Source organism: Pseudoramibacter porci (assembly GCF_009696145.1).
Classification (GTDB): Bacteria; Bacillota; Clostridia; order Eubacteriales; family Eubacteriaceae; genus Pseudoramibacter; species Pseudoramibacter porci.
Map to the genome: position 1 here is coordinate 156,546 of NZ_VUMO01000001.1, position 22,799 is coordinate 179,344.

Here is a 22,799-nt window from a genome sequence, read left to right on the forward strand (position 1 = left end):
GACGGAGGCAGCTATGCGGTTGTTTATTGGTATCCATCTGTCAAAAATGCAGTGCCAGGCCATTGCCCGGGCTCAGGCCGATCTGAAACGCCAAGGCGTCAGTGGGCGTTTCGTCCCAGCGTCTCATCTGCATTTGACATTGGCCTTTCTTGGTGAATGTGATGCAAATGAAGTGGACGCTGTCGAACGGGTCCTAAAAAAGATACGGTTTACGCCATTTCACCTCAAGCTCAAAACCAATGGACGGTTTGGAGATTTGGTTTGGGTGGCGCCGGCGCCGCAGCCAGCCCTCGATGATTTGGACAGCCGGCTCAGAACCGCGCTGAAGCGCATCGGCGTAGCGTTTGACGAGAAACCCTTTAAACCGCACATCACGATTTTGAGAAAGGCCAAGAGCGCGAATGCTTTCGCTGTGCATTTAGACTCGGCAGACGGTGTCGTCTCCCGCATCGCCTTGATTCAGTCTGAACGGGGGGCGCAGGGCGCGCGCTACACGGATTTATTCACGGTGGATGGCCGTGGGCGCACGCACAAAAGCAAGCCGCTGACGCCGGAAAAGCGGATGACCCGAGACAGCAAATTTTTAAGCCTTGTGCTTCGGCATCATCCGGAGAAAATCGGCGTGGCTCTAGACCATCACGGATGGGCAGATGTAGACGAGCTCATCGCCGGCATGGCGAAGACCCGCGCCTTTGACCGACCTTACCTTGAAAAAATTGTCCGATGCGATGCGAAACAGCGTTACGCATTCAACGCCGACGGGACAAAAATCCGAGCGAACCAAGGTCATTCGATTTCAGTGGATGTGGAGCCCGAGCAGCGTGTCCCGCCCGATATTTTGTGGCACGGGACCGGGGAAAAATCAGTGGCGCGCATATTGGAAGAGGGCCTTCAACCGATGGGACGCCTCTACGTACACCTGTCAACAGATCCTCAGACGGCGGAAAAAGTCGGCAGCCGCCACGGCAGACCGGTTGTCTTTAAGATTGATGCCGGCCAAATGGCAAGAGATGGTTGTCACTTCTATCTGTCGGCCAACGGCGTCTGGATGACGAAAAAGGTGCCGCCAGTGTACCTCAAAATATTTTTGTGATCGTCTTGACAGACGTTTACTTATTATCTATACTAATGTTGTCAATTAAATAATTCATTATTTCAATCTTCAGGGTTGGGTGAAATTCCCTATCGGCGGTAAAGTCCGCGAGCCTTTTTGGCATGATCCGGTGAAATTCCGGGACCGACGGTTATAGTCCGGATGGAAGAAGATCGAACTGCTTTGTTATAGCTCGACGCCCTGATTTTTCAGGGCGTTTTTTTATTGGCGTCCTGGTAGAAAGGAATCCAATATGGAAGAACCAGAATTGTCATTTGAAGAGGCCATGATGGCCAAAGCTTTAGCCCTCGCTCAAAAAGGCGACGGACGCACTTCGCCCAATCCGATGGTAGGCTGTGTAATTGTTAAAAATGGACAGATCATCTCCGAGGGCTACCACGAACATGTCGGCGGCTATCACGCGGAGCGCAACGCGCTGCTGCATTGCGCCGAAGATCCGGCGGGCGCCGATTTATACGTGACCCTCGAGCCTTGCTGCCACACAGGCCGCACACCGCCGTGTACGGATATTATTATTGAAAAGAATATTGCCCGGGTCTTTGTCGGGGCACTGGATGTCAATCCAAAGGTCGCCGGTAAAGGCGTGAAGCAACTGCGCGACGCCGGCATTGAAGTCATCACTGGCATACTTGAGGACCAATGCCGCAAGTGCAATGAAGTCTTCGAATATTACATGACGACCCATTTGCCCTTTGTCGATGCAAAATACGCGATGACACTGGACGGCAAGATTGCAACGGTGTCGGGCGACTCACAATGGGTCAGCGGCGAAGCGTCTCGGCAGGCGGTTCACCGTCTGCGCCGACATTACAAAGGGATCATGTGCGGTATTGGTACCGTACTCAGCGACGATCCGATGCTTAACTGCCGCATCGCAAACAGCATTGATCCTGTCCGAATCGTTTGTGATACGCATTTGCGCCTGCCGATAGACGCTGCGCTCGTTCAGACGGCGAGTGACATCCCGATGTGGGTCATCGCCGGCCCAGAAGCTGATCCTGACAAAAAAAGCGTCTTGGAAGATTGCGGTGTTCAAGTCATCACGTGCGGGTTGGATAAAAATGGCCAGATCGATTTGAAGCAAGCCTTGAGGATTTTGGCAGATCGGGAAATCGACGGCATACTTCTTGAAGGCGGCAGTACGCTGATGGGCGCAGCTTTCAAAGCTCACCTTGTGAATAAGGTGCACGCTTTTATCGCGCCGAAAGTGATCGGCGGAAGTGGTGCACCGTCGCCGGTCGGCGGTACTGGTGTCGAAAAGATGAGCCAAGCGGTGCAGTTAAGGAAGATGACGCTTACGTCTTATGACCGTGATTTTTGTATCACGGGTTGCCCGCAATATGTGTAAGAAAAATAGGAAGGCGTATGTATGTTTACAGGGATTGTAGAAGAAATCGGTACGATTCAGAGTATCAAAAAAGGGGCAAGGTCGTGTATTTTGACGGTCGGTTGCAAGACTGTGCTAGCGGGAACGAAAATCGGAGACAGCATCATGACCGATGGCGTTTGTTTGACGGCAACGGCAGTCGGCAGCCGGTATTTCACGGCGGATGTCATGTCCGAAACCCTGAACCGCAGTGCACTGGCGAAACTGAAAGTCGGCGACGGCGTCAATCTCGAACGGGCAATGCCGGCAAACGGCCGGTTCAACGGCCATATGGTGGCCGGGCACATTGACGGCATCGGCATCATCGTCGACAGGCGGCGTGACGACAACGCGGTGTGGTTCACTGTAAGGACATCTAAAGACATATTAAATTACATCGTTGAAAAGGGGTCGATCGCGATGTCTGGCATTAGTTTAACCGTGGCCAATGTTGACGACACAGCTTTTGAAGTTTCGATCATCCCGCACACCCTCGAGGTGACCGCGCTGGGAGAAAAAGATGTTGGCGATGCGCTCAATCTCGAATGTGACATGGTGGGAAAATACATCGAAAAATGGTGCGAGCGAATGTTTCGGGACGAAAAACAAAAGGACAGCGGCTTAAGCCTTGAATTTTTAAAAAAATACGGCTTTTAATCAATAAATAGAAAAGAGACAATAAAATGGCAAAATCAATCGGAACCATTGAACAAGCAGCGCAGGATTTAAGAGATGGCAAAATCATCCTGTGCATTGACGATCCGGACCGCGAAAACGAAGGGGACATGATCTGTGCGGCGGAATTTGCAACACCGGAAAATGTGAATCTGATGGCGAGCGAAGCCAAAGGGCTAATTTGTATGCCGATGAGTGAAGCGTGGTGCCGGAAGCTGGATCTACCGCAGATGGTTGATGAAAATTCAGACAACCACAGCACCGCCTTTACCGTTTCCATCGATCACGTGGACACGACAACAGGCATCTCCGCTTATGAACGATCATTGACGGCGATCAAAACGGTTGCGGACGATGTGAAACCTGAAGATTTCAGACGGCCGGGACATATGTTCCCGCTTCAAGCCCGACGCGGCGGCGTTCTGACCCGCGGCGGCCACACCGAAGCGACGGTCGACTTGATGCACATTGCCGGCTTGAAACCTGTCGGACTCTGCTGCGAGGTCATGCGCGATGACGGCACAATGATGCGCACCTCTGAACTGTTGGATTTAGCGGAAAAGCACGATTTCACAGTGGTGACCATCGACGATTTGATCAAATACCGCGTCAAAAACGACACGATTATGGTCAGAGAAGCGGAAGCGGATCTGCCGACAGCTTATGGCAATTTTAAAATTTTTGGTTACCGCAACAAAATCAACGGCGAGCATCACGTTGCCTTGACGATGGGCGACGTCGCTGACGGCGAGCCGGTGCTCTGCCGCATGCATTCCGAATGTCTGACCGGAGATGTCTTTGGCTCTTCGCGCTGCGACTGTGGGGATCAGCTGCATCAGGCCATGCGCCAGATTGCAAGAGAAGGCCGGGGCGTCTTGGTCTATTTGAGACAGGAAGGGCGAGGCATCGGACTCATCAATAAAATCAAGGCCTACGCCCTCCAGGAACAGGGCTACGATACGGTCGAAGCCAATATTAAACTGGGCTTTCCGCCGGATTTGAGAGATTACGGCGTCGGCGCGCAGATTCTTCGGGATATCGGCGCGAAACGCCTGCGCCTTCTGACCAATAATCCGCAGAAAATTACAGGGCTTTCCGGATACGGCATCACCATTGAGGAACGGGTGCCGATTGAAATCGAGGCTCAGCCCTACGATTACAATTACCTCATGACGAAGCAGAAGCGGATGAACCACATGACCCATTACGAACACGACCGCCATGTACACGCTTACCCGATCAGCTACAGCAAGGTGGAAGAAGCTAAAAAGAACGAAGAATAAGAATTATTAAGAAAGTAAGAAAGAAGGAAAAATCATGAATAAATTAGAAGGTAAGGTCGTTGCACAACAGATGAAAGTCGCCGTGGTTGCGGCGCGTTTCAATGAGTTTATCGTGTCAAAGCTGGTTTCCGGTGCCCAGGACGCGTTGATTCGCCACGGGGTCGATGATGACAACATTGACATCGCCTGGGTGCCCGGCGCTTTTGAAATTCCGTTGATCGCCCAAAAATTTGCACAGTCCGGCCAATACGACGCGGTAATTTGTCTGGGAGCGGTCATCCGCGGCGCAACCAGTCATTACGATTACGTCTGCAACGAAGCGAGCAAGGGCATTGCACAGGTCAGCTTGAACACGGGCATTCCAGTGTTGTTTGGCGTGTTGACGACGGAAAACATCGAACAGGCCGTCGAACGCGCGGGGACAAAAGCCGGCAACAAAGGCTACGACGTGGCCTGCTCGGCGATCGAAATGGTTAATTTGATCAAGACGATCGAAAAATAATTGAAGCAAATAAAAAACAGAGAGGTTTGAATCCTTCAAATCTCTCTGTTTTTTTGATCCCGTTAGTCGATGGTTTTATCCGTCAACAGATGATAAGCTTCTTTGTATTTGTCGATGGTCTTGTCGATGACATCCTGGGGCAGATTGTAGTCGGAATCTGGATTGGCCTTGAGCCAATCGCGGACGAACTGCTTGTCGAAAGACGGCTGTCCTTGACCTGGCTTGTAGCCTTCGAGCGGCCAGAAACGGCTGCTGTCCGGTGTGAGCATTTCATCGCCGATGACGAGGGTGCCGTTTTCGTCGAGGCCGAATTCAAATTTGGTGTCGGCGATGATGATGCCTTTGGAGAGGGCGTAATCGGCACATTTTTTGTACAATGCGATGGTGTTGTCGCGCAGCGCCTTTGCGTACGCTTCGCCGTGGCCCGGGAAGTGTTTTTCTAAAACGTCAATGCTCTGTTCAAAGCTGATGTTTTCATCGTGATCGCCGAGATCGGCTTTGGTGCTCGGGGTGTAAATGGGTTCCGGAAGCTTGTCGCATTCGATCAGGCCGTCTGGCAGTTTAATGCCGCAGACGGTACCGTTTTCTTGATAGCTTTTCCAGCCGCTGCCGGTGATATAGCCGCGGACAATGCATTCGATCGGCAGCATGGTCAGTTTTTTGCAGAGCATACTGTTGCCGCCGTATTTTTCATTTTGGAAGAATTCCGGCATGTCGGCCGTGTCGACGGAAATCATGTGATTGGGGATGATGTCTTCGGTGTAATCAAACCAGAATTTCGACATCTGAGTCAGAACGGTGCCCTTTTTCACAATTTGATTTTTTAAAATAACATCGAACGCGGAAATACGGTCGGTGGCGACCATGACCAAGGCATCGCCAATATCGTAAATTTCTCGAACTTTGCCTTCTTTGACCGGTTGATAGGTTTTCATGAAAAGCCTCCTGTAAATTTTCAAGAATACGTTGATTATATCAGAAAGAATGGGGAAGCACTATCCCCGAATTCGTAAATTTATTCCCTCATTTGTACAAAATTCAGATCATAAATCGACTTCAACGTTGAAATCGATGGTGGTGCCTTCGTTATCGGGCGATAAATCGTAGTACAGCCAATTGGGTTCTTTTTTACTCAAGTAATCCCGCATGTGTTCAGAAAATGCAGACAGATTGTTTTTCTGGGTGATGGCCAGCATGGTCGGTCCGGCACCGGAAATGCAGACACCCAGTGCGCCGTAGCGTAGAGCAGTGCGTTTGACGGCGTCAAAGGAACGGATCAAATGTTTGCGGTAGGGTTCGTGCAGTTTGTCGTTCATGCTGTTTTTCAAAATATCTGGGCGTCCCTCCGAAAGGGCGAGATAAGTCATTGTCGCGTGGGCGACATTGAAGACGCCGTCCTTTCTTGGAATATTGTTGGGCAGTGCCGCGCGGGCGGCCTTGGTCGAGAGTTCAAAATCAGGAACGATCAAATGGAAAGCGAATGAATCGGCCACTTCTTTCTTGATGTATTGATAATGCTGATGGCTGCCAATTGAGCAGACGAGACCTCCGAACATCGCCGGTGCGATATTGTCGGGGTGGCCTTCCATATCGACCGCAATGTCGAAGAGTTCGTCCTGTGAAAGAGGGCTGCCGCAAAGGGCGTTGGCCCCAACGAGACCGCCGACGATGCATGTGGCGGAGGAGCCAAGCCCTCGGCTGACCGGCACACCGGTTTCAGTATAAATGTAGAGCCCTTTCGGGTAGTGATGAACGCGGTTGAAGACACGCTGCATGGCACAGTAAACCAGATTGTTGGTGCCCTGGTATTTGCGTGAAACGCCGCGGATGGTCAGTTTGCCGTCGTCTTTTTCCATAAAAGTAAAAGAATTGTAGAGGTTGAACGCGAGACCAAAAGCATCAAAGCCCGGCCCGATGTTGGCGGAAGTACCGGGAACCTTGACTTGAATCCCGCGGTTGTGAAGCAATGGATGATCAGTCATTTTCGATTCCTTTTATTTCTTTTCTATTTCGATAAAATTATTTCAATCGGCTTAAAAAGTCCTGTAAGCTGCCGCTCATTTCGTCGACATCGCAGACGTGGTTGTGGCGGTTCGGGCGGTCAGCAAGACCTGCCAGCGGCTTTGGAATGGCGGTCGATGTAGCGTCAGACAAGGCGCTTAACACGCCAAAATCGTCGAGATGTTCAGGAATATCGCCGTAAATGCTTTTGTAAACATTTGTCGCGAATTTATACGGGCTGGCCGTGGACAGCACAATGGTCGGCGTTTCGTCGCCGGTGGCTTTTTGGTACTGGTCGTACACACAGCTTGCGACGGCGGTGTGCGGGTCGATCAGATAGCCGTGGCTTTTGAACATATCGGCGATGGCCGCTGAGGTTTGATCTTCATCGGCGAAGCCGCCCCAGAATGCTTTCTGTGTCTGAGCCTTGATGGCATCCGGAACAGTGTAGCTGCCGTCAGATTGGAGAGTGCCCATCCATTGGGCGACAGTCTCTGGATCTTTGGAGACGTCGTAGAGCAGACGTTCGAGGTTGCTGGAAATGAGAATGTCCATGGAGGGGGACATCGTCTTGTAGAACGGACGCTTGCGGTCGTATTCGCCGGTTTCAAAGAAATCTGTCAGGACGCGGTTAGCGTTGGACGCGCAGACAAACCGATTCACCGGCAAACCGGTGAGCGCCGCGTAATAGCCAGCCAGAATATCGCCGAAGTTGCCAGTCGGGACGACAAAATTGACCGGATCGCCGCAGGCGATGGCGCCCTGGCGGACCAGTTCACAATAACTGTAAAAATAATAAACAACTTGCGGCAGCAGACGGCCGATGTTGATGGAATTGGCTGAAGAAAGCTGGAAGCCCTTGGCGTTGATTTCAGCGTTGAGCGCCTGATCAGAGAAGATGGCTTTGACGCCGTTTTGAGTGTCGTCAAAATTGCCGCGGACGCCGACGACACAGGTGTTCTGTCCGGGCTGGGTCAGCATCTGCTTTTCCTGAACCAGAGAAACACCGTCTTTTGGATAATAGACAATGATGTCGATGCCCGGCACATCGCAGAATCCAGAAAGGGCCGCTTTGCCGGTGTCGCCGGAGGTGGCCGTCAGGATAACGATTTCCCGGCCAATGTTTTGAATGTTAACGGCATTGGTCATGAAATGGGGCAGAATGGTCAGCGCCATGTCTTTAAAAGCGCAGGTCGGTCCGTGGTAAAGTTCTAGGAAATAACGGTCTTTAGCTTTTTGAACGCGGACTGGATAGGTGTTGTCTTCAAACAGCCCCGTTTGGTAGGCGTCGTGGACGCACTGGGCTATCTGTTCGGGACTGAAATCGTCGAGAAACGCATTAAACACGGTCTGTGCGACCTGGCTGTAGGATTGGGGCAGCATGTTTTTAATATCAAAATGACAGTCCCGTATAAAGGAAGGCACGTACAGTCCGCCGTCTTTTGCCAGGCCGGCGATAATGGCCTGAGAGGCAGTGATATTCTGCTCGCTTCCGCGGGTGCTGACATAGTGGTCTCGGTAGTCGATTGGCATAAAGCTCCTCCAAGGTTTAAAAAATCATAGAATGCACAATAAAAAATTGCGGCGCAATCTATTTCTATGATAGAATGATTTAAATTGAATTACAAGAAAAAATTGTATTTAAAATCAAGAAATGAGGTCATATCGTGAATATTGCACTACTTGGATTCGGAACGATCGGTACAGGGGTTTACGAATTAATCAACCTGCACAAGGGCCGTTTTGCTGACAATTTAGATGAACCTATTTATATCACTAAGATTTTGGATAGAGACCCGAATAAAAAGGTCGATCCGTCGGATCATCATTGCGAAATTGTGACCGATCCCGATCTGATTATGAACGATCCGGAAATCAAAATTGTCATTTCGCTTCTGGGCGGGATGGAATTTGAATACAAGATGATTAAAACCGCCCTCGAACACGACAAAAACGTGGTCACGGCGAGCAAGGCTGTTTTGTCCGAATACTTTGCAGAACTCAACGCCATTGCCGACGAACATCACGTGTTCTTAAGATACGAAGCGGCAGTCGGCGGCGGTATTCCGATTATCGGTTCTTTGAACGAGGAACTGAAAATCAATCATATCGATGAAATTATGGGGATCCTCAACGGGACGACCAACTTCATTTTGTCGAATATGACGGAAAATAACGCCGATTTTGATGAAACTCTCAAATTAGCTCAGAAAATCGGTTTTGCTGAAGCGGACCCGACGGCCGATATCGAAGGCTACGACGTTTCCCGGAAACTGGCCATCTTGTCGACTTTGGCGTACGGCGGTATCATTCGCGACGAAGACATTAAGAAGCGCGGCTTGTCAGACGTTGAAGCCGTTGACGTGGAAATGGTTAAATCCATCGGCTATGTCATCAAATATTTGGGGCATTCGAAGCTGCTGAACAAAAATCAGGTTTATACAACGGTTGAACCGGTGCTCTTCCCGAACGAATCGATGATGGGCCATGTGGATTCTGAATTTAATATCATTTCCATTAAAGGGGATGTCATCGGGGAACTTCAGTTTTATGGAAAAGGAGCCGGTAAAGATGCGACAGCTAACGCAGTTGTCGGCGACGTGCTTTACGTGATCAACAGTCTGAAGGAAGAACGCAACCCGCATTACAAAACGCTGGATAAGGATTTGCACAAAATGGGTAATTCCGGTTTTTCCGGCCGCTACTATCTGCGCGTTCACGTGACAAACAATGACGAATTGGCTTATGTTATGTCTGTGATGAATGCGGACAAGGGCAGAGGACAGATCGTGGTGAGCGGCGACGACGTGTTTTTCACAACATCCGAAATCCAGGCGGACGTCTTCGATTCGCTGGTTGAACGCCTTAAGGAACGGACGCCGAAATTGTTCTACGCGCGTATTTACGAATAAGCAGGCCTGAAATGGAAAATTTAATCGTACAAAAATACGGCGGTACTTCGGTCGGATCAGTCGAACGCATCAAAAAAGTCGCAAAGCGCATCGTTGAACGAGCAGATGAAGGTAAAAAAATGGTTGTCGTCGTTTCGGCGATGGGCAAACAGACGGATCATTTAGTAGAAATGGCGAAGTCGATTAACCCCAATCCGCCCAGCCGCGAATTGGATGTGCTGATGGCGACAGGGGAACAGGAGAGCATCGCGCTTTTGGCCATGGCCATTCAGGCACTTGGGCATTCCGTCATTTCACTGACCGGCGCACAATGCGGGATTAAAACGTCAGAAGTGCACAAAAAAGCGCGAATCGAAGGCATTGACACGAGCCGTCTGCAGCGGGAAATTGCCACCCATCAGGTGGTCATTGTCGCGGGGTTCCAGGGCGTTGATGACCGAGAAGAAGTGACGACCCTTGGTCGAGGCGGTTCGGATACATCGGCTGTGGCATTGGCAGCTGCCCTTAAAGCGGAAAGCTGTGAAATCTATACCGATGTGGACGGGGTGTACGATGCCGACCCGCGAATCGTGCCGGACGCGAAAAAAATCGACGAAATTTCATATCAGGAAGTATTGGAAATGGCGAGCCTCGGAGCAGGCGTGCTGCACACCCGCTCTGTTGAACTGGCTGAAAAATATAAATTACCCTTGGTTGTCAGATCATCTTTTAATGACAATCCGGGTACATTGATTAAGGAGGAAGTTAATCGCATGGAAAAGGTATTAATTCGCGGCATTGCGCTCGATGAAGATATTGCAAAAATTTCAATTTTAGAGGTTCCAGACAAACCCGGGATTGCCTTCCGGCTCTTTTCTTCCCTGGCGTCCCAAAACATTCACGTCGATATGATCGTTCAGAATGTCAACCGGACAGCGGTCAACGATATTTCATTCACGGTCAATGTTGACGAACTTCAAAAGGCAGTGGAAGTTTCCCAGAAATTTGCTTTCGACGTCGGCGCTCAGAAGGTCGAATTCGATCAGGGTGTGGCGAAGCTCTCTATCGTCGGCACGGGTATTGTCGCCAATGCAGATATTGCGAGCCAATTTTTTGAAGCCCTCTACGAATTGGGGATTAACATTTTGACCATTTCAACTTCGGAAATTAAAATCAGCTGCTTGATTGACAAAGAAAGAGCCAAGGAAGCGATGGTCCACATTCACAAAAAATTCGAAATGTAAAACTTTGTTTTAAACAAAAGAGCTCCTTTTTGCGGGAGCTCTTTTTAGTATTCTGATTTTACAGTTTTTTAAAGGTTTCGCGTACACCTTTGATATCACCGCAGTACATGGCGCCTTCAGGGCAAGGACCCTCGAGGCAGGAAGGGCCGGCTGAGGCGAAAAGCGTCGGCGCGACGGGCTTGACGAGTTTTAACATTTGTGTGGCGCACGCTCTGATTTCCCACTGCGCGCGGTTGCAGCAGCGCAGATTGAAGAAATGCAACAATTCCCGCGCATTCATGGTGACGATGATTTTGGTTTCACAGGCGTTAGGCAGGACATAACGTGCATCCTCAAAGGCCCTTTTCTGGGCTGCAGCCAGGGCATCCTTTTCAGATTTGCCCTGTTTCATTAATTTGGATTTGTGACTTTCGGTTAGGCGTTCAACCAGCTTGTCGTAGGCCTTTTGTTCCGCTTCCATGGTCTGAATGTAAAGGGCTTTGGCTTCGGGGATGTCGGCGATGGCCGGCGGGACGATGTAGTCGAACTGCCCTTCGGCAACGTAGCGCTGGGATTTTTGGCTGTAACTGGCCAGACGGTGACGTACCAGCTGATGAGTGAGGGAGCGGCTGATCCCTTCGATGCCAAAAGTAAAGCTGATGTGCTCCACCGGCGACATGTGGCCGTAGTTGGAGAGCCGTTCCAAAAATGATTGAACTTTTTCAGGCGTCTGCTTTTCGGTCAGCGACTGAATGTCCGATGCCGAATAGCAGAGCTTTGCGGCAGAAGCGACGACCTTTTCGGGATCAGGGGTGTGGGATAATAAAATAACATTTAATTTTGATTCCATATGTTTTCCTTTTCTTATCTTCGTACAATAATTTATCGGCATCAGCCAATTAATTGAGTTCGTTTTGGTTTATAATTATAACATGAAACTCGAACAAACAAAATTTCCGTATAAAATTATTCCGGAACACGAAAAAAAATATCGCTTCACCACAGGTGAGCTGCATAAATACCGCGGTCATTATTATCCGCTGCTTGTCAAACCGTCGGCGGATCCCTCACAAGATACAGCAGAAGTCCGCCAAGGCCATTTGGTGTTGCATTCCTCAAATCCCAATAATCCTGTGAGCAATGCCGCGGTTCTCGATGAATGGTATTACAATCAGGCGAAGGCGCTTTTCGCGGGAATGGTCGCCAAAGCGATGCTTAACGCCGCACCTTACGTTAAAGGCAAAATGCCGCGGCTGAGAATTAAGCGCATGCTCGATCAATGGGGGGCCTGCAACCCGAGAACGGGCCTACTCATTTTAAACCTTGAATTGATTAAGGTGCCCGACGAATGCACGGCCTTCGTGGCCCAGCATGAGGTGATGCACTTGAAATATCCAAGCCATAACAACGCGTTTTTCGCGGCGATGAAAAGCGTGATGCCCGATTGGGTCGAGCGGGAAAAAATTCTTAAGACTTATTATCCAGTTTAATCATTATCAGATTTGATTATAAGAAAGCGTGCCTTCAAGTCAATGAGATTTGAGGCACGCTTTTATTATATATAAATTGTATATAAAAGGATTAATTCGGATAAATCAGCCGGCTGTCATCGATGTTGTCGAGCACTTCGTGTAAAAACTTCTTCGATTCGTATTTGGCCATGTTGAGGTTTTGATCGAGGTAATTGCCGCAGTCTCTGGCAGCAGCACCTGGAATGTCTCCTTCGAAACCGGCCATGAACGCGTAAAGCTCTTTCACCAGTGGCACGATGTCCTTCGATTCCAGGTCGCCTTTCATGACCAGGTAGTACCCGGTGCGGCAGCCCATTGGCCCGAAGTAGATGATCTGGTCGGATATTTTCGGGTCGTTGCGCAGATATGTCGCCCCGAGATGTTCGATGGTGTGGCATTCTGCGGTGTTGAGAACGGGTTCTCTGTTCGGCGCCTTCATACGGATGTCAAAAGTAGTGACGATTTGGTCGCCAACCTGATCTTTTCGGGACACGTAAATGCCGCGTTTTAATTTCAGGTGGTTGACGGTAAAGCTTGGAATTTTTTTCATTTCTGCCATTTATTGGCCTCCTTTGTTCAAATTAACTAAATAGCGGTTAAGGGCTTCGAGGTAGTGAAGCTGGATGCTGCCTTCCGAATGAATTAAATACTGAGGGTCAAAAGCGGAGAGCGGAATCGATTTGCGCCCGCCTTTTTTTGCCCCATTCCAATAGTGCATGAGCACCTCGAAGGGCAGCAGAAAATACTGATCGGTCTGCTTGAAATAGACGATTAAAAACGTTAAGCCGTCCTGCTTTTGGAAAGCGTCCATAAACGCAACTTGATGTTCGTGGATGTTGTAGAGCGGCAGATTTTTCAGATTTGTTTCTTTGGCGTCGAAGCAGACGGGAATGCCCTGCACGTTGCCGACGTAATCGACCGTGCTTTTGGCATCGAAATACGCGAGCTTGATCACGCCTTTCTGCTGGTCGAGCTCGACCGGTGTGATGGCCGTCGGGATCTTTTGCATCACGGCCAGGCCGTGGGCCATGTAATAATGATTGCTTTGGTTGATTAAGTCTTCAAGAACAGACCCGCGAAGTCCCCGGGTATGCCAGTAACCCATACCATTCTCTCTTTCTACAGTTTATACATTAAAATTCAATGCGTCTAAAATTACTCGAAACGCGGGATCGTCAATGGGGGCGCGAATATCGAAGCTTAAGGTCGGCGTGTTCAGCGTGTAGTGTGCCGCGTGCAGCAGAGGATGCCCTAAGTGGTAACGCGTCTTCAATGTTTGGTTTGATTTTTCTGAACCGTATTTGACATCGCCGACAATCGGGTGACCGATGTGTGCAAGCTGCGCGCGGATTTGATGGGTTTTTCCGGTAAACAGATCGACTTCCAGCATGGTAAAGCCGTTGACGGACTGAACCGGCCGGTAGCGCAGCGCGGCGTCAGTGCCTTTTTCAGTGTCGGAAATACGGGTCTTGTTCTGTTCGCGAATCAGGCGGTTGTCGCAGCGCCCGGAATGTGTAACCGTGCCGAAAACCAAAGCGAGATAGGTTTTGTGTGCCTTTCGTTCCCGAATCGATTGGAGTAGTTTTTTCTGCACTTCGTAATTCTTCGGGATTAACACGATGCCGGAGGTGCCGCGGTCCAATCGATTGGCCGGCGCAGCGTGGAAAGTCCCGTCGGAAAAAAGGGCAGCGAGATCAGAGACGGAGGGGTCACCGGTATGGTCTGGCTGGGTTAGCAGCCCTGCGGGTTTATTGACGGCGAGAATTTGCGCGTCTTCGTACAGCGGGGGATGAATCAGTGTGCTGAGCGTTTCGGGAAGGGGATTTTGGGTCGGTGTGTGCCCGGCCGTCTCGCCTTTGAATTTGGCGTAAGTTTCGTCCGAAAAATAGAAAGTCAAGGTATCGCCTTCTTGAATGGTGTCCTTGGGCGCAGCGCGTCGGCCGTTGAGCTTAATGCGTTTTTTTCGTGTCATTTTCATCAAAAGCCCTTTGCCGGCTTTGGGCATAAACTTGACAAGAAATCGATCGAGGCGCTGGCCGGCGGCATTGGCTGGAACGCGGTAGGTGATCATCGATTAAATCCTTTTGCTGCAGCCGAGAACATGGCGCATCTTGTGAATGACCATGGAACGAATCGCTCGTCGGCCCGGTCCAAGGTATTCGTGGGGGTCGTAGGATTCGGGATGTTCCACAAAAAATTGTCGGATACAGGCCGTCATAACGAGATTTAAATCTGTCTCGATATTGATTTTGCAGATCCCCATGCGCGACGCATCGCGAAGTAAATCTTCCGGAACCCCCTGCGCGCGTTCAATGGCAGCACCGTACTGGTTGTTGAGATCGACAAATTCCTTTGGAACGGATGAGGCGCCGTGCAGCACCAGCGGCAGGTAATTTAAATAAGTTGTCAAATCTTTCAGACGTTCAAAAGCCAGCGTGGGTTCTGTCTTAAATTTATAAGGACCGTAGCAAGTGCCGATGGCGACGGCGAGGGAGTCGACGCCTGTTGCTTGCACGAAGTCCGCCGCTTGTTCTGGATTGGTCAGGGAGAAAGGGATATCGGAATCGGTATCGCCGTGAATATCGCCAAGGCCCCCTTCGACGACGACACCGTGATCGTGGGCGTAGGTGACGACTTGTTTTGTCAGCTTAACGTTATCTGCGTAGGGCAGGCGCGAGCCGTCAATCATTACGGACGTAAAGCCTGAGTCGATACAGGCGACGCAAGTGTCGTAATCCGGTCCGTCATCGAGGTGAAGGCAGATGTCGATGTTAGAGGTCTCGACCGCCGCTTCGACCAATTTTAAAACATAAACAGGATTGGTATAAATTCGTGATTTTTCAGAGACCTGTAAAATGACGGGACAGCGCTCGTGTTCTGCGGCCGCGACGATGCCCTGGATGATTTCCATGTTGTTGGCGTTAAATGCCCCGATGGCGTAATGCCCTTCCAAGGCGTCTTTAAACATTTGAGTGGATGTCACTAAAGGCATGAGTCTCCTCCTTTTTCTTTTATATGCTGTATTATAGAACTAATTTATTATTATAAGATTAAGATTTAAGGATTTCAATAAAAAAGAATCGGAAAAGGTCTTGCAAATGAAACGGTCTTTCGGTATAATAGCAAAGTATTCAAGCTGGGATGGCACAGTTGGTAGCGCAACTGATTCGTAATCAGTAGGTCGCCGGTTCAAATCCGGCTCTCAGCTCCATTAAAAAATCAAGCAGGCTCTAATGCCTGCTCTTTTTATATACATAAATAGCATAAATAACGAAGGAGAGCGGTATGCAGATCAAAAAAATAAGACCAGGGGCGAAAACACCCCTTCGCGGTTCAGAATACGCGGCGGGTTCGGATTTATTTGCCTGCCTAGACGCACCGATGACCATTGCACCTCACGACACAGCCATGATTCCCACAGGATTAGCCATCGCGCTGCCATCCAGTACCTTTGGCGCTGTCTTTGCCAGAAGCGGCTTGGCTGTGAGAGAAGGGCTTCGCCCGGCGAACTGCGTCGGTGTGATCGATGAAGATTATCGCGGCGAACTGACGGTAGCCCTTTACAACGATAGCGGCACAGACCGTATCATTGAACCGGGAGAACGCATTGCGCAGTTGGTTGTCCTGCCGTACATCATGCCGGATTTTGAAGTGGTGGACGCGCTGGATCAGACAGCTCGCGGAAAAGATGGATTTGGATCGACAGGAAAATGACAGAGCAAGATATTCGAAAGCAACTATCGGCACCATTGATTGATTTTATCGGCAGGGAAATCGCACCGCAGGATTTAGAAGGACGGCTGAAGCAAACCCTGGCTGAGACAGAAAATGCGCGGATGACGTATTTCGGTTATTTGTATGAAAATCGAGCGATTAAAGCGGCTTCGCGTTTTTTGAACGGGCAGGATATCTCGGAAGATCTGCTTCGTCGGGAAATGATCGACATCCTCTTAGAATTTCGAGAAACCGCTTATCACGCAGATGACGACGAAGCGGAAGACGTCGATTTCGAGCTGCACGATCTGCCGGTTTGGCAAATTCATTATTACGATGTCGCTGGACTTTATTATCATCGAAAGCAGCTTAAGCAGCTTGGCCGGATCAATCCAGATTACGAAATGCGAGAGGCGCAGCTCATTGAAGATGATCAAGTCGACGTGGAGATTCCCAAATTTTGTTTTGATCGCACAGAAGCCGTGTTGATTCCGGAGCCGGAGAATCTGCACGATCCTCACGCGATTCGTATCGAGATCGAAAACGAAACGATCGGCTATATAAAAAAGGGCCAGACCCAGGAAGTTCAGGCACTTCTTGACGCAAATCGCGTAGGGAATCTGAGCTGCCAGATCTCGGGAGGCCCCTTTCGCATTCTTTACAGCGGGTACAGTCCGGTCAGGGACAAACCGATTTACGAAAATGTGGACAAGCCGCAGGCCGCTTTTAAGGGCGAACTTCGACTCTGCGTCGGACCAAAATTCGACATGTACGATTTGGTCGGTAAACGAGTGGCGATCACCAGTGAAGAACACGAAAAATGGTTCGGACGTGTCTATTTGTACTTAAGTTCTGGCGACGACATTAAGGGGCAGGAATCGCTGCTGCTCGATGTGGCGGGCGTTCCAACGATCTATCGCATTCCTATTCACGATATTTTACGCATCGAAGTGATAGACGAAGTGTAAAAAATGAGATGAATAAGCATAATTTGTGAAAGAATAAACTTTCATAAGTTATGCTTTATTTTTTTTGATTTGTGTAAACTTTTTCTTGATTAATATATCGGTATATCGTATAATATTAAAAGTGATATATCGGTATACTAAATCAGGTCTGAATGAGGGAGGAAGGACAAATGAATAAAGTAGGATTTATTGGTTTGGGAATCATGGGAAAACCCATGGCAAAAAATCTTCTGGAAAAAAGCGTTGAATTGATGGTCAACGACTTAAATGCAGAAGCGATTAATGAACTGGTGAAAGCGGGTGCCGCGTCAGGATCGTACACAGAAATCGGGGATCAGTGCGATACCGTGATTTTGATCGTACCGAACGGTAGTATCAGTCAGCAAATTTTATTTGATAAAGGTGGTGTGGCGGAAAGGCTCCACTCTGGCGCCATTGTTTGTGATATGAGTTCGGTGACGCCAGTAGAATCGAGGACTTGTGCAGAAAAACTCGCCAAAAAACAAGTGAATTTTATCGATGCACCTGTATCTGGAGGAGAACCGGGCGCAATTAATGGCACCCTAGCCATCATGTGTGGCGGCCAACAGGATGTATTTGATGCGATGCAGCCGTATTTTGACATCATGGGTTCGACCGCAACTTTGATCGGCGATGTTGGCAGCGGGTCTGTTACGAAATTGGTTAATCAAGCCATTGTGAATAATACCATTGCGGTTGTTTCCGAAGCTTTTGTCCTCGGTACCAAAGCGGGGGCCGATCCAGAAAAAGTTTATCGAGCGATTCGCGGCGGTCTGGCGGGAAGCGCGGTGCTCGATGCGAAGATCCCAATGATTGTCGAACGGAATTTCAAACCAGGCGGCAAAATTGCCATCAATCATAAGGATATCAAAAATGTGGTCAACACAGCGCACGCTTTAGATGTGCCGATTCCGTATACGGCGCAGTTGTACGAAATCCTGCAGACTTTGAAAGTTCACGGCCATATGAATGACGATCACGGCGGCATCGTTCAATATTTTGAAAAACTAGCCGACGTTAAAGTCAAGAAAGGCGAATGATGATGGCAGTTAATGTTAACGTATTAAAACAATATCCGGCGGTAGACGAAGCGGCGGTCGATGCGCTGTTAAATCAACTGATTTTAGAAAACGATAAAAAAATTGTCGTTCTTGATGATGATCCGACGGGTGTTCAGACGGTACACGACATTTCAGTTTATACAAATTGGAAACCAGAGACACTTCAAGAAGCCTTTGCCGAAAAGAATAACTTATTTTACATTATGACCAATTCTCGCGGCATGACACAAGATGAAACGACAGCGGCGCATCATGAAATTGCGTCGGCCGTCAACGCGGCATCAAAGGCATCTGGAAAAGATTATCTCTACATCAGCCGTTCGGACTCAACATTGCGCGGCCATTATCCGTTAGAAACCATTCTTTTAAAAGAAGCCTACGAAAAGGATACCGGTCGGAAAATCGACGGAGAAGTGATGTGCCCGTTTTTCAAAGAGGGTGGCCGCTTTACCATTGGCGATGTGCATTACGTCCAGGAAGGGGATCAGTTGACGCCGGCGGCAGAAACTGAATTTGCAAGAGACAAAACCTTTGGCTATACCAAAAGTGACATCAAAGATTATATTGAAGAAAAGACAGGCGGTGCGTACAAAGCAGCTGACTGTGTCGGAATTGCCCTTGAAGATTTGAGAGCCTGTAACTACGACAAAATTGAAAACCAGCTGCTTTCAGTCCAGAATTTCAACAAGGTAATTGTCAACGCGATTGACTATGTCGACGTGAAGGTCTTTTGTGTCGCGTTGTACCGCGCGATGGCAAAAGGCAAAAATTTTATGTTCCGATCTGCAGCTGCGCTGGTTAAGGTTATGGGCGGCGTTACCGATCAGCCGCTTTTGACTCGCGGAGATATGGTGGTTCAGGAAACTAATAACGGTGGTATCATTGTGGTTGGCTCGCACACCCAAAAGACCACAGCTCAGTTGGAACAGCTTAAAACACTGCCGGGGATTGAATTTATTGAATTCAATGCAACCTTGGTTCGAGATGAGAAGGCTTTTGAAGCTGAAGTAAAGCGGTGCCTTGACGAAGAGGAAAAAGCCATCGCTTCGGGAACGAGCGTATGTGTCTATACGACGCGACAGTTGATTACAGCAGATACGGGTAATAAAGAGGATGAACTCAGACTTTCGATAAAAATTTCGGACGCGGTTCAGTCTCTCGTTGGCAAACTTCATATCACGCCGGCCTTTGTTGTTGCGAAAGGCGGCATCACCTCGAGTGATGTTGGGACAAAGGCGCTTGCCGTTACAAAAGCCAATGTCCTTGGGCAGATTGAACCGGGAATCCCAGTTTGGCAAACGGGGGACAACAGCCGATTTCCGAAGATTCCTTACGTCATTTTCCCGGGAAACGTCGGCGGAGAAGATACATTGAAAGATGCAGTTGGTAAATTAATGAAGTGATTTTTGAGGAGGAGTAATATTATGGCATTTCAATTTTTATCTCACATTTTAGATCCTGATGGTTACGCATGGCCGGGAGAACCTGTCGTCAAAGTAAAGCAGTGCACGGATGTTTCGGAAGATTGTCCATTTTGCAGCTTTATTTCTGAATTGCCGAATCATTTTGGCACGCACATGGATGCGCCGCGTCATTTTGTGAAAGACGGCCTTTCCATTAATGAGCTGCCGATCGAATACTTTACGCACACCAAGGTGGCGCTGATTGATATTCCAAAAGGACCGGCCGAAGGGATTTACAAAGAAGACCTTGAACCCTTTGCCGATATTCTTTCGACAGTGTCTTGCGCCTTGTTCCGCACAGGTCTCGAAAAATATCGCGATACTGATCAAAATATTTATCAGAATGAAGGTTCCTTCATCGCACCGAGTGCTGGCGATTATTTGACTGAAAATTTCCCGAATCTGAAGACAATCGGCATGGATTTCTTGGCCATCGGTTCAGCTTCTGAAAAATGCAAAGAAGGTGAACTGCCGCCAGACTGCCACCGTCACGTTTTGGGTTATTATTCCGGGAAATTTGTCACAGGCATCGAAGACATGCATTTGTCAGACATTCCGAAAGGAGCAGCGATCAAATTCTTCACCAATGCGCCTTTGAGAATTAAAGGGTTGGATTCCAGTCAAGTGGTCTGCATTGCGGATGTTGAAGCTTAATATCAATTCGTTTATTTGTGCAAAAAGCCAGGATCAATTTTGATCCTGGCTTTTTGTTTTGATGATGTGTAAATTGATTGCCTTAGCAGTCCGCGTTTGTGTAAAAATAAGTTCATTGATTTTTGAGATATTTTTTTCTTTGACAGCGGACATAATCGCGATGTGTTCGTTTAAAGCTTCTTCCATGCGCCCAGTTTTCTCAAAAGAGAGGCCCGTGAGCTGGGAAATGCGGTACATGAGTTTGCGGTAAAAACTGAGCATCATGGCGTTGCCGACATATTGGATCATACTTCGGTGAAATTCGTAGTCTTTTTGGGCAAAAGCCTCATGATCGCCGGTGGACTCGAAGATTTCCCGTTGAGCGTCGATTTTAGACTGCAGCTTGTTCCAATAATATCGGCCCCGCTCAGTGTCTAAACCTTCGCTGAGTTCTTCTAGACAATAGGATTCAAAGGCTTCCCGGATTTGATAGGTCTCAGTAATTTCCTGCTCGGATAACTCGTGAATACAGAATCCTTTGCTCGGTACCAGATCTAAATATCCTTCTTCGTCGAGGCGGAGAACGGCATCCCTCAGAGGTGTTTTGGAAAAATTAAAATCCTTGCTAAATTGATTCAGCGAATAGAATTTGCCATTTTCCAATTCGCCGTTTTTGATTTGTTCGATTAAAAAATTGTAGGCTTTGTCTTGTAACATCTGTGTATTTTTCATCATATTGTTATTTTATGCTTAGTGACGGAAAATAACAAGATGGTGTATAAAATTATCTGTCAGTTAAAACACGTTGCTAAGCGTAAAGGAAATCAAGGTAACAGGCTCTTGGACCTATCAGGCAAAAGACTGGATCCAGGCTTGTGAAGTCCTCAAAGAAGCGCAAAAAGATGGTTTGCCAGTTGAAAAACTTTTGTCTCATAAATACGCGCTTGCCGATATTAATGAAGCCATGGAAATGAATATGAGCATGAAGGGGCTTAAGATTGTCGTTAAAGGTGAATGATCGCAATCTTAGATTTGCTATATAGAATTTACAGACAAATATAATAAAGAAGGTAGGCTTTCGCATGTGCGGAGCCTCCTTTTTTAGTTTGACCAAGTTTAAAAATTCAGATAAAAATGTAAAATCAAATACAATAAAAAGAAACTACAAAATAATATATTTTAATATCGTATTTTTACCTATCTGCAAAAAGGACCCGCCTCGTATACTTAATTAAGTGTTAGTTAAGACTATTAGGAGGCTTATTATGAAAAAACAATTGGCATGCGCAGGGCTGGCGGCGGCGCTCGCTTTGACGACATTGGCGGGGTGCGGATCGAGCGCGTCTTCAAGCGCAAGCTCAAAGTCGAGTGCTTCTGACAAGCATTACAAACCGGTCACGATTGAAATGAATTTGGAAAGAAGCGGTCTTGGGACGAATTACAAGCATACGTTCAAGAAAAAACCGACTAAAGTGGTTGCCGACGGGGACCAGATGGCAGATATTTTCTTCGATCTGGGGTTAGCGGACGATATGGCAGGCTACACAGAAGGGGCCTGTGTTGACACCGTCAAGCAGTATCCGGGCGAAAAGAAGGTGAAACAACTTGCGAAACCAGGTGTGAATCTTCGCTCGGTTTCTAAAGAAAAAGTGTTGGCGACGGGCTGTGATTTTCTTGTCGGCTGGGATGATTTATTTTCAGACAAGAATTTCAGCTTGAGCTTCTGTAAGAAAAACGGCATCACGCCGTATTTCCCGTATGTCTGCTCAGACAGTGCGACCTTTGATGATTTGTACAAAGATTATGAAACACTCGGCAAGATTTTCCAGGTGGAAGACACCGCCCAGAAGCGCATTGCGAAGATGAAGCGTACGCTGGATTCTGTCCACCAGACATTGGGCGATGAAGCTTATCAGAATCCGGTCAAAGTATTTGTTTACGATTCCGGCGAAGATGCTCCATTTACAGCGTGTCAAGGGATGCCGGGCGATACCCTCAAACGCGCTGGCGCGATCTCAATTTTCAACGACATTAACAAAGGCTGGGCGACGCCCTCATGGGAACAGGTGGCAGAAAGAGATCCTGACGCCATTCTTATCTTAGATTACAATCACGATACGGCAAAGAAAAAGAAATTTTTAAAAACCAACAAATACACCAAGAATCTGCGCGCGGTCAAGGAAAACAAAATTTACTCCGCAAACTGTGCGATCATGCAGGGCTCAGCGGGCTCGGCAGATCTGGTTAAATCCATTGCCAAACAGCTCTATCCAAACAAATTTTAAATATTCAATAAATGAGAACAGGAGAGACTTTCGCGGGACATTTTCGTTGAAAGTCTCTCTTTTCATGATAGAAACGAGGTAAAATTAT

Annotated in this window: 24 protein-coding genes, 1 tRNA gene and 1 riboswitch; of the genes, 16 read left to right on the forward strand and 9 right to left on the reverse strand. The window is 48.4% G+C overall.

Annotated elements, in window-relative coordinates; translation table 11 throughout:
* The first annotated feature begins 13 nt into the window (after positions 1-13).
* The 5 genes from thpR to ribH all read left to right on the forward strand — a co-directional run bounded on the left by thpR (position 14) and on the right by ribH (position 4,940).
* Positions 14-1,093: an RNA 2',3'-cyclic phosphodiesterase gene (gene thpR / locus FYJ52_RS10315; protein ID WP_205960718.1), complete on the forward strand. Its 1,080-nt coding sequence runs from the start codon at positions 14-16 to the stop codon at positions 1,091-1,093.
* A gap of 61 nt (positions 1,094-1,154) precedes the next feature.
* Positions 1,155-1,271: riboswitch (FMN riboswitch) on the forward strand.
* 75 nt (positions 1,272-1,346) lie between these two features.
* Positions 1,347-2,462 (forward strand): bifunctional diaminohydroxyphosphoribosylaminopyrimidine deaminase/5-amino-6-(5-phosphoribosylamino)uracil reductase RibD, encoded by a 1,116-nt coding sequence (ribD, locus tag FYJ52_RS00905; RefSeq protein WP_235901453.1) that lies wholly within the window; start codon positions 1,347-1,349, stop codon positions 2,460-2,462.
* Between the two features lie 21 nt (positions 2,463-2,483).
* Positions 2,484-3,137, forward strand: coding sequence for a riboflavin synthase (gene ribE, locus FYJ52_RS00910; RefSeq protein ID WP_154575382.1), 654 nt, complete (start codon positions 2,484-2,486; stop codon positions 3,135-3,137).
* Positions 3,138-3,163: 26 nt separating this feature from the next.
* A complete protein-coding gene (locus FYJ52_RS00915) occupies positions 3,164-4,438 on the forward strand; it encodes a bifunctional 3,4-dihydroxy-2-butanone-4-phosphate synthase/GTP cyclohydrolase II (RefSeq protein WP_154575383.1) in 1,275 nt (424 codons plus the stop codon).
* A gap of 34 nt (positions 4,439-4,472) precedes the next feature.
* Positions 4,473-4,940, forward strand: a complete 468-nt coding sequence (ribH, locus tag FYJ52_RS00920) for a 6,7-dimethyl-8-ribityllumazine synthase (protein ID WP_154575384.1) — start codon at positions 4,473-4,475, stop codon at positions 4,938-4,940.
* A 62-nt stretch (positions 4,941-5,002) separates the two neighbouring features.
* Here ribH and FYJ52_RS00925 read toward each other — a convergent pair whose 3' ends face one another.
* The 3 genes from FYJ52_RS00925 to thrC all read right to left on the reverse strand — a co-directional run bounded on the left by FYJ52_RS00925 (position 5,003) and on the right by thrC (position 8,474).
* Positions 5,003-5,875, reverse strand: coding sequence for a phosphoribosylaminoimidazolesuccinocarboxamide synthase (locus FYJ52_RS00925; RefSeq protein WP_154575385.1), 873 nt, complete (start codon positions 5,873-5,875; stop codon positions 5,003-5,005).
* Positions 5,876-5,983: 108 nt separating this feature from the next.
* Complete coding sequence (gene thrB, locus FYJ52_RS00930; RefSeq protein WP_154575386.1) at positions 5,984-6,922, reverse strand: homoserine kinase; 939 nt, start codon at positions 6,920-6,922, stop codon at positions 5,984-5,986.
* A gap of 37 nt (positions 6,923-6,959) precedes the next feature.
* Positions 6,960-8,474 carry a threonine synthase gene (gene thrC / locus FYJ52_RS00935; protein WP_154575387.1) on the reverse strand — a complete coding sequence of 505 codons (1,515 nt, stop codon included), beginning with the start codon at positions 8,472-8,474 and terminating at the stop codon, positions 6,960-6,962.
* 134 nt (positions 8,475-8,608) lie between these two features.
* Here thrC and FYJ52_RS00940 point away from each other — a divergent pair, with 134 nt between their 5' ends.
* Positions 8,609-9,853: a homoserine dehydrogenase gene (locus FYJ52_RS00940; RefSeq protein ID WP_328598733.1), complete on the forward strand. Its 1,245-nt coding sequence runs from the start codon at positions 8,609-8,611 to the stop codon at positions 9,851-9,853.
* Positions 9,854-9,864: 11 nt separating this feature from the next.
* Positions 9,865-11,076 (forward strand): aspartate kinase, encoded by a 1,212-nt coding sequence (locus tag FYJ52_RS00945; protein WP_154575388.1) that lies wholly within the window; start codon positions 9,865-9,867, stop codon positions 11,074-11,076.
* 58 nt (positions 11,077-11,134) lie between these two features.
* Here FYJ52_RS00945 and thyX read toward each other — a convergent pair whose 3' ends face one another.
* Positions 11,135-11,905: an FAD-dependent thymidylate synthase gene (gene thyX / locus FYJ52_RS00950; RefSeq protein ID WP_154575389.1), complete on the reverse strand. Its 771-nt coding sequence runs from the start codon at positions 11,903-11,905 to the stop codon at positions 11,135-11,137.
* A gap of 82 nt (positions 11,906-11,987) precedes the next feature.
* Between thyX and FYJ52_RS00955 the strand changes: the two genes are divergently transcribed.
* Positions 11,988-12,545 (forward strand): M48 family metallopeptidase, encoded by a 558-nt coding sequence (locus FYJ52_RS00955; RefSeq protein ID WP_154575390.1) that lies wholly within the window; start codon positions 11,988-11,990, stop codon positions 12,543-12,545.
* 91 nt (positions 12,546-12,636) lie between these two features.
* Here the strand turns inward: FYJ52_RS00955 and FYJ52_RS00960 are convergent, their stop codons facing one another.
* The 4 genes from FYJ52_RS00960 to FYJ52_RS00975 are packed head-to-tail and all read right to left on the reverse strand — an operon-like array spanning position 12,637 to position 15,558.
* On the reverse strand, positions 12,637-13,116 hold the full coding sequence (locus tag FYJ52_RS00960; RefSeq protein ID WP_154575536.1) for an S-ribosylhomocysteine lyase: 480 nt from the start codon (positions 13,114-13,116) through the stop codon (positions 12,637-12,639).
* A gap of 9 nt (positions 13,117-13,125) precedes the next feature.
* A complete protein-coding gene (locus tag FYJ52_RS00965) occupies positions 13,126-13,671 on the reverse strand; it encodes a Holliday junction resolvase RecU (RefSeq protein WP_154575391.1) in 546 nt (181 codons plus the stop codon).
* 21 nt (positions 13,672-13,692) lie between these two features.
* Positions 13,693-14,637: an RluA family pseudouridine synthase gene (locus FYJ52_RS00970; protein ID WP_154575392.1), complete on the reverse strand. Its 945-nt coding sequence runs from the start codon at positions 14,635-14,637 to the stop codon at positions 13,693-13,695.
* Between the two features lie 3 nt (positions 14,638-14,640).
* On the reverse strand, positions 14,641-15,558 hold the full coding sequence (locus FYJ52_RS00975) for a class II fructose-bisphosphate aldolase (RefSeq protein ID WP_154575393.1): 918 nt from the start codon (positions 15,556-15,558) through the stop codon (positions 14,641-14,643).
* A gap of 143 nt (positions 15,559-15,701) precedes the next feature.
* Here FYJ52_RS00975 and FYJ52_RS00980 point away from each other — a divergent pair.
* From FYJ52_RS00980 to FYJ52_RS01005, 6 genes are all read left to right on the forward strand, one after another.
* Positions 15,702-15,777 (forward strand) — tRNA-Thr (locus tag FYJ52_RS00980).
* Between the two features lie 74 nt (positions 15,778-15,851).
* Positions 15,852-16,280 (forward strand): dUTP diphosphatase, encoded by a 429-nt coding sequence (gene dut, locus FYJ52_RS00985; protein WP_154575394.1) that lies wholly within the window; start codon positions 15,852-15,854, stop codon positions 16,278-16,280.
* Positions 16,277-17,248 carry a hypothetical protein gene (locus FYJ52_RS00990; RefSeq protein ID WP_154575395.1) on the forward strand — a complete coding sequence of 324 codons (972 nt, stop codon included), beginning with the start codon at positions 16,277-16,279 and terminating at the stop codon, positions 17,246-17,248. The genes dut and FYJ52_RS00990 overlap by 4 nt, the downstream gene beginning before the upstream one ends.
* A gap of 170 nt (positions 17,249-17,418) precedes the next feature.
* Positions 17,419-18,309: a 2-hydroxy-3-oxopropionate reductase gene (gene garR / locus FYJ52_RS00995; RefSeq protein ID WP_205960719.1), complete on the forward strand. Its 891-nt coding sequence runs from the start codon at positions 17,419-17,421 to the stop codon at positions 18,307-18,309.
* Between the two features lie 2 nt (positions 18,310-18,311).
* Positions 18,312-19,733, forward strand: a complete 1,422-nt coding sequence (locus FYJ52_RS01000) for a four-carbon acid sugar kinase family protein (protein ID WP_154575397.1) — start codon at positions 18,312-18,314, stop codon at positions 19,731-19,733.
* A gap of 21 nt (positions 19,734-19,754) precedes the next feature.
* Positions 19,755-20,447, forward strand: a complete 693-nt coding sequence (locus FYJ52_RS01005; RefSeq protein WP_154575398.1) for a cyclase family protein — start codon at positions 19,755-19,757, stop codon at positions 20,445-20,447.
* A 33-nt stretch (positions 20,448-20,480) separates the two neighbouring features.
* On the opposite strand, the gene FYJ52_RS01010 is transcribed toward FYJ52_RS01005, so the two are convergent.
* On the reverse strand, positions 20,481-21,143 hold the full coding sequence (locus FYJ52_RS01010; protein ID WP_205960720.1) for a GntR family transcriptional regulator: 663 nt from the start codon (positions 21,141-21,143) through the stop codon (positions 20,481-20,483).
* Positions 21,144-21,231: 88 nt separating this feature from the next.
* Between FYJ52_RS01010 and FYJ52_RS01015 the strand changes: the two genes are divergently transcribed.
* Both FYJ52_RS01015 and FYJ52_RS01020 read left to right on the forward strand, forming a co-directional pair.
* Positions 21,232-21,444, forward strand: coding sequence for a hypothetical protein (locus FYJ52_RS01015; RefSeq protein ID WP_154575400.1), 213 nt, complete (start codon positions 21,232-21,234; stop codon positions 21,442-21,444).
* A 247-nt stretch (positions 21,445-21,691) separates the two neighbouring features.
* Complete coding sequence (locus FYJ52_RS01020; protein WP_154575401.1) at positions 21,692-22,711, forward strand: ABC transporter substrate-binding protein; 1,020 nt, start codon at positions 21,692-21,694, stop codon at positions 22,709-22,711.
* Positions 22,712-22,799 lie beyond the last annotated feature (88 nt).

Bases quoted from the DNA above. Each gene is read 5' to 3' on its own strand.
- ribE (WP_154575382.1), top strand. From the start codon at position 2,484: ATGTTTACAGGGATTGTAGAAGAAATCGGTACGATTCAGAGTATCAAA.
- FYJ52_RS00925 (WP_154575385.1), bottom strand. From the start codon at position 5,875: ATGAAAACCTATCAACCGGTCAAAGAAGGCAAAGTTCGAGAAATTTAC.
- thpR (WP_205960718.1), top strand. From the start codon at position 14: ATGCGGTTGTTTATTGGTATCCATCTGTCAAAAATGCAGTGCCAGGCC.
- FYJ52_RS01010 (WP_205960720.1), bottom strand. From the start codon at position 21,143: ATGTTACAAGACAAAGCCTACAATTTTTTAATCGAACAAATCAAAAAC.
- garR (WP_205960719.1), top strand. From the start codon at position 17,419: ATGAATAAAGTAGGATTTATTGGTTTGGGAATCATGGGAAAACCCATG.
- ribD (WP_235901453.1), top strand. From the start codon at position 1,347: ATGGAAGAACCAGAATTGTCATTTGAAGAGGCCATGATGGCCAAAGCT.
- FYJ52_RS00955 (WP_154575390.1), top strand. From the start codon at position 11,988: ATGAAACTCGAACAAACAAAATTTCCGTATAAAATTATTCCGGAACAC.
- FYJ52_RS00990 (WP_154575395.1), top strand. From the start codon at position 16,277: ATGACAGAGCAAGATATTCGAAAGCAACTATCGGCACCATTGATTGAT.
- dut (WP_154575394.1), top strand. From the start codon at position 15,852: ATGCAGATCAAAAAAATAAGACCAGGGGCGAAAACACCCCTTCGCGGT.
- FYJ52_RS01005 (WP_154575398.1), top strand. From the start codon at position 19,755: ATGGCATTTCAATTTTTATCTCACATTTTAGATCCTGATGGTTACGCA.
- ribH (WP_154575384.1), top strand. From the start codon at position 4,473: ATGAATAAATTAGAAGGTAAGGTCGTTGCACAACAGATGAAAGTCGCC.
- FYJ52_RS00915 (WP_154575383.1), top strand. From the start codon at position 3,164: ATGGCAAAATCAATCGGAACCATTGAACAAGCAGCGCAGGATTTAAGA.
- FYJ52_RS01000 (WP_154575397.1), top strand. From the start codon at position 18,312: ATGGCAGTTAATGTTAACGTATTAAAACAATATCCGGCGGTAGACGAA.
- thyX (WP_154575389.1), bottom strand. From the start codon at position 11,905: ATGGAATCAAAATTAAATGTTATTTTATTATCCCACACCCCTGATCCC.
- FYJ52_RS00975 (WP_154575393.1), bottom strand. From the start codon at position 15,558: ATGCCTTTAGTGACATCCACTCAAATGTTTAAAGACGCCTTGGAAGGG.
- FYJ52_RS00965 (WP_154575391.1), bottom strand. From the start codon at position 13,671: ATGGGTTACTGGCATACCCGGGGACTTCGCGGGTCTGTTCTTGAAGAC.
- thrB (WP_154575386.1), bottom strand. From the start codon at position 6,922: ATGACTGATCATCCATTGCTTCACAACCGCGGGATTCAAGTCAAGGTT.
- FYJ52_RS00945 (WP_154575388.1), top strand. From the start codon at position 9,865: ATGGAAAATTTAATCGTACAAAAATACGGCGGTACTTCGGTCGGATCA.
- FYJ52_RS00960 (WP_154575536.1), bottom strand. From the start codon at position 13,116: ATGAAAAAAATTCCAAGCTTTACCGTCAACCACCTGAAATTAAAACGC.
- thrC (WP_154575387.1), bottom strand. From the start codon at position 8,474: ATGCCAATCGACTACCGAGACCACTATGTCAGCACCCGCGGAAGCGAG.
- FYJ52_RS01020 (WP_154575401.1), top strand. From the start codon at position 21,692: ATGAAAAAACAATTGGCATGCGCAGGGCTGGCGGCGGCGCTCGCTTTG.
- FYJ52_RS00970 (WP_154575392.1), bottom strand. From the start codon at position 14,637: ATGATCACCTACCGCGTTCCAGCCAATGCCGCCGGCCAGCGCCTCGAT.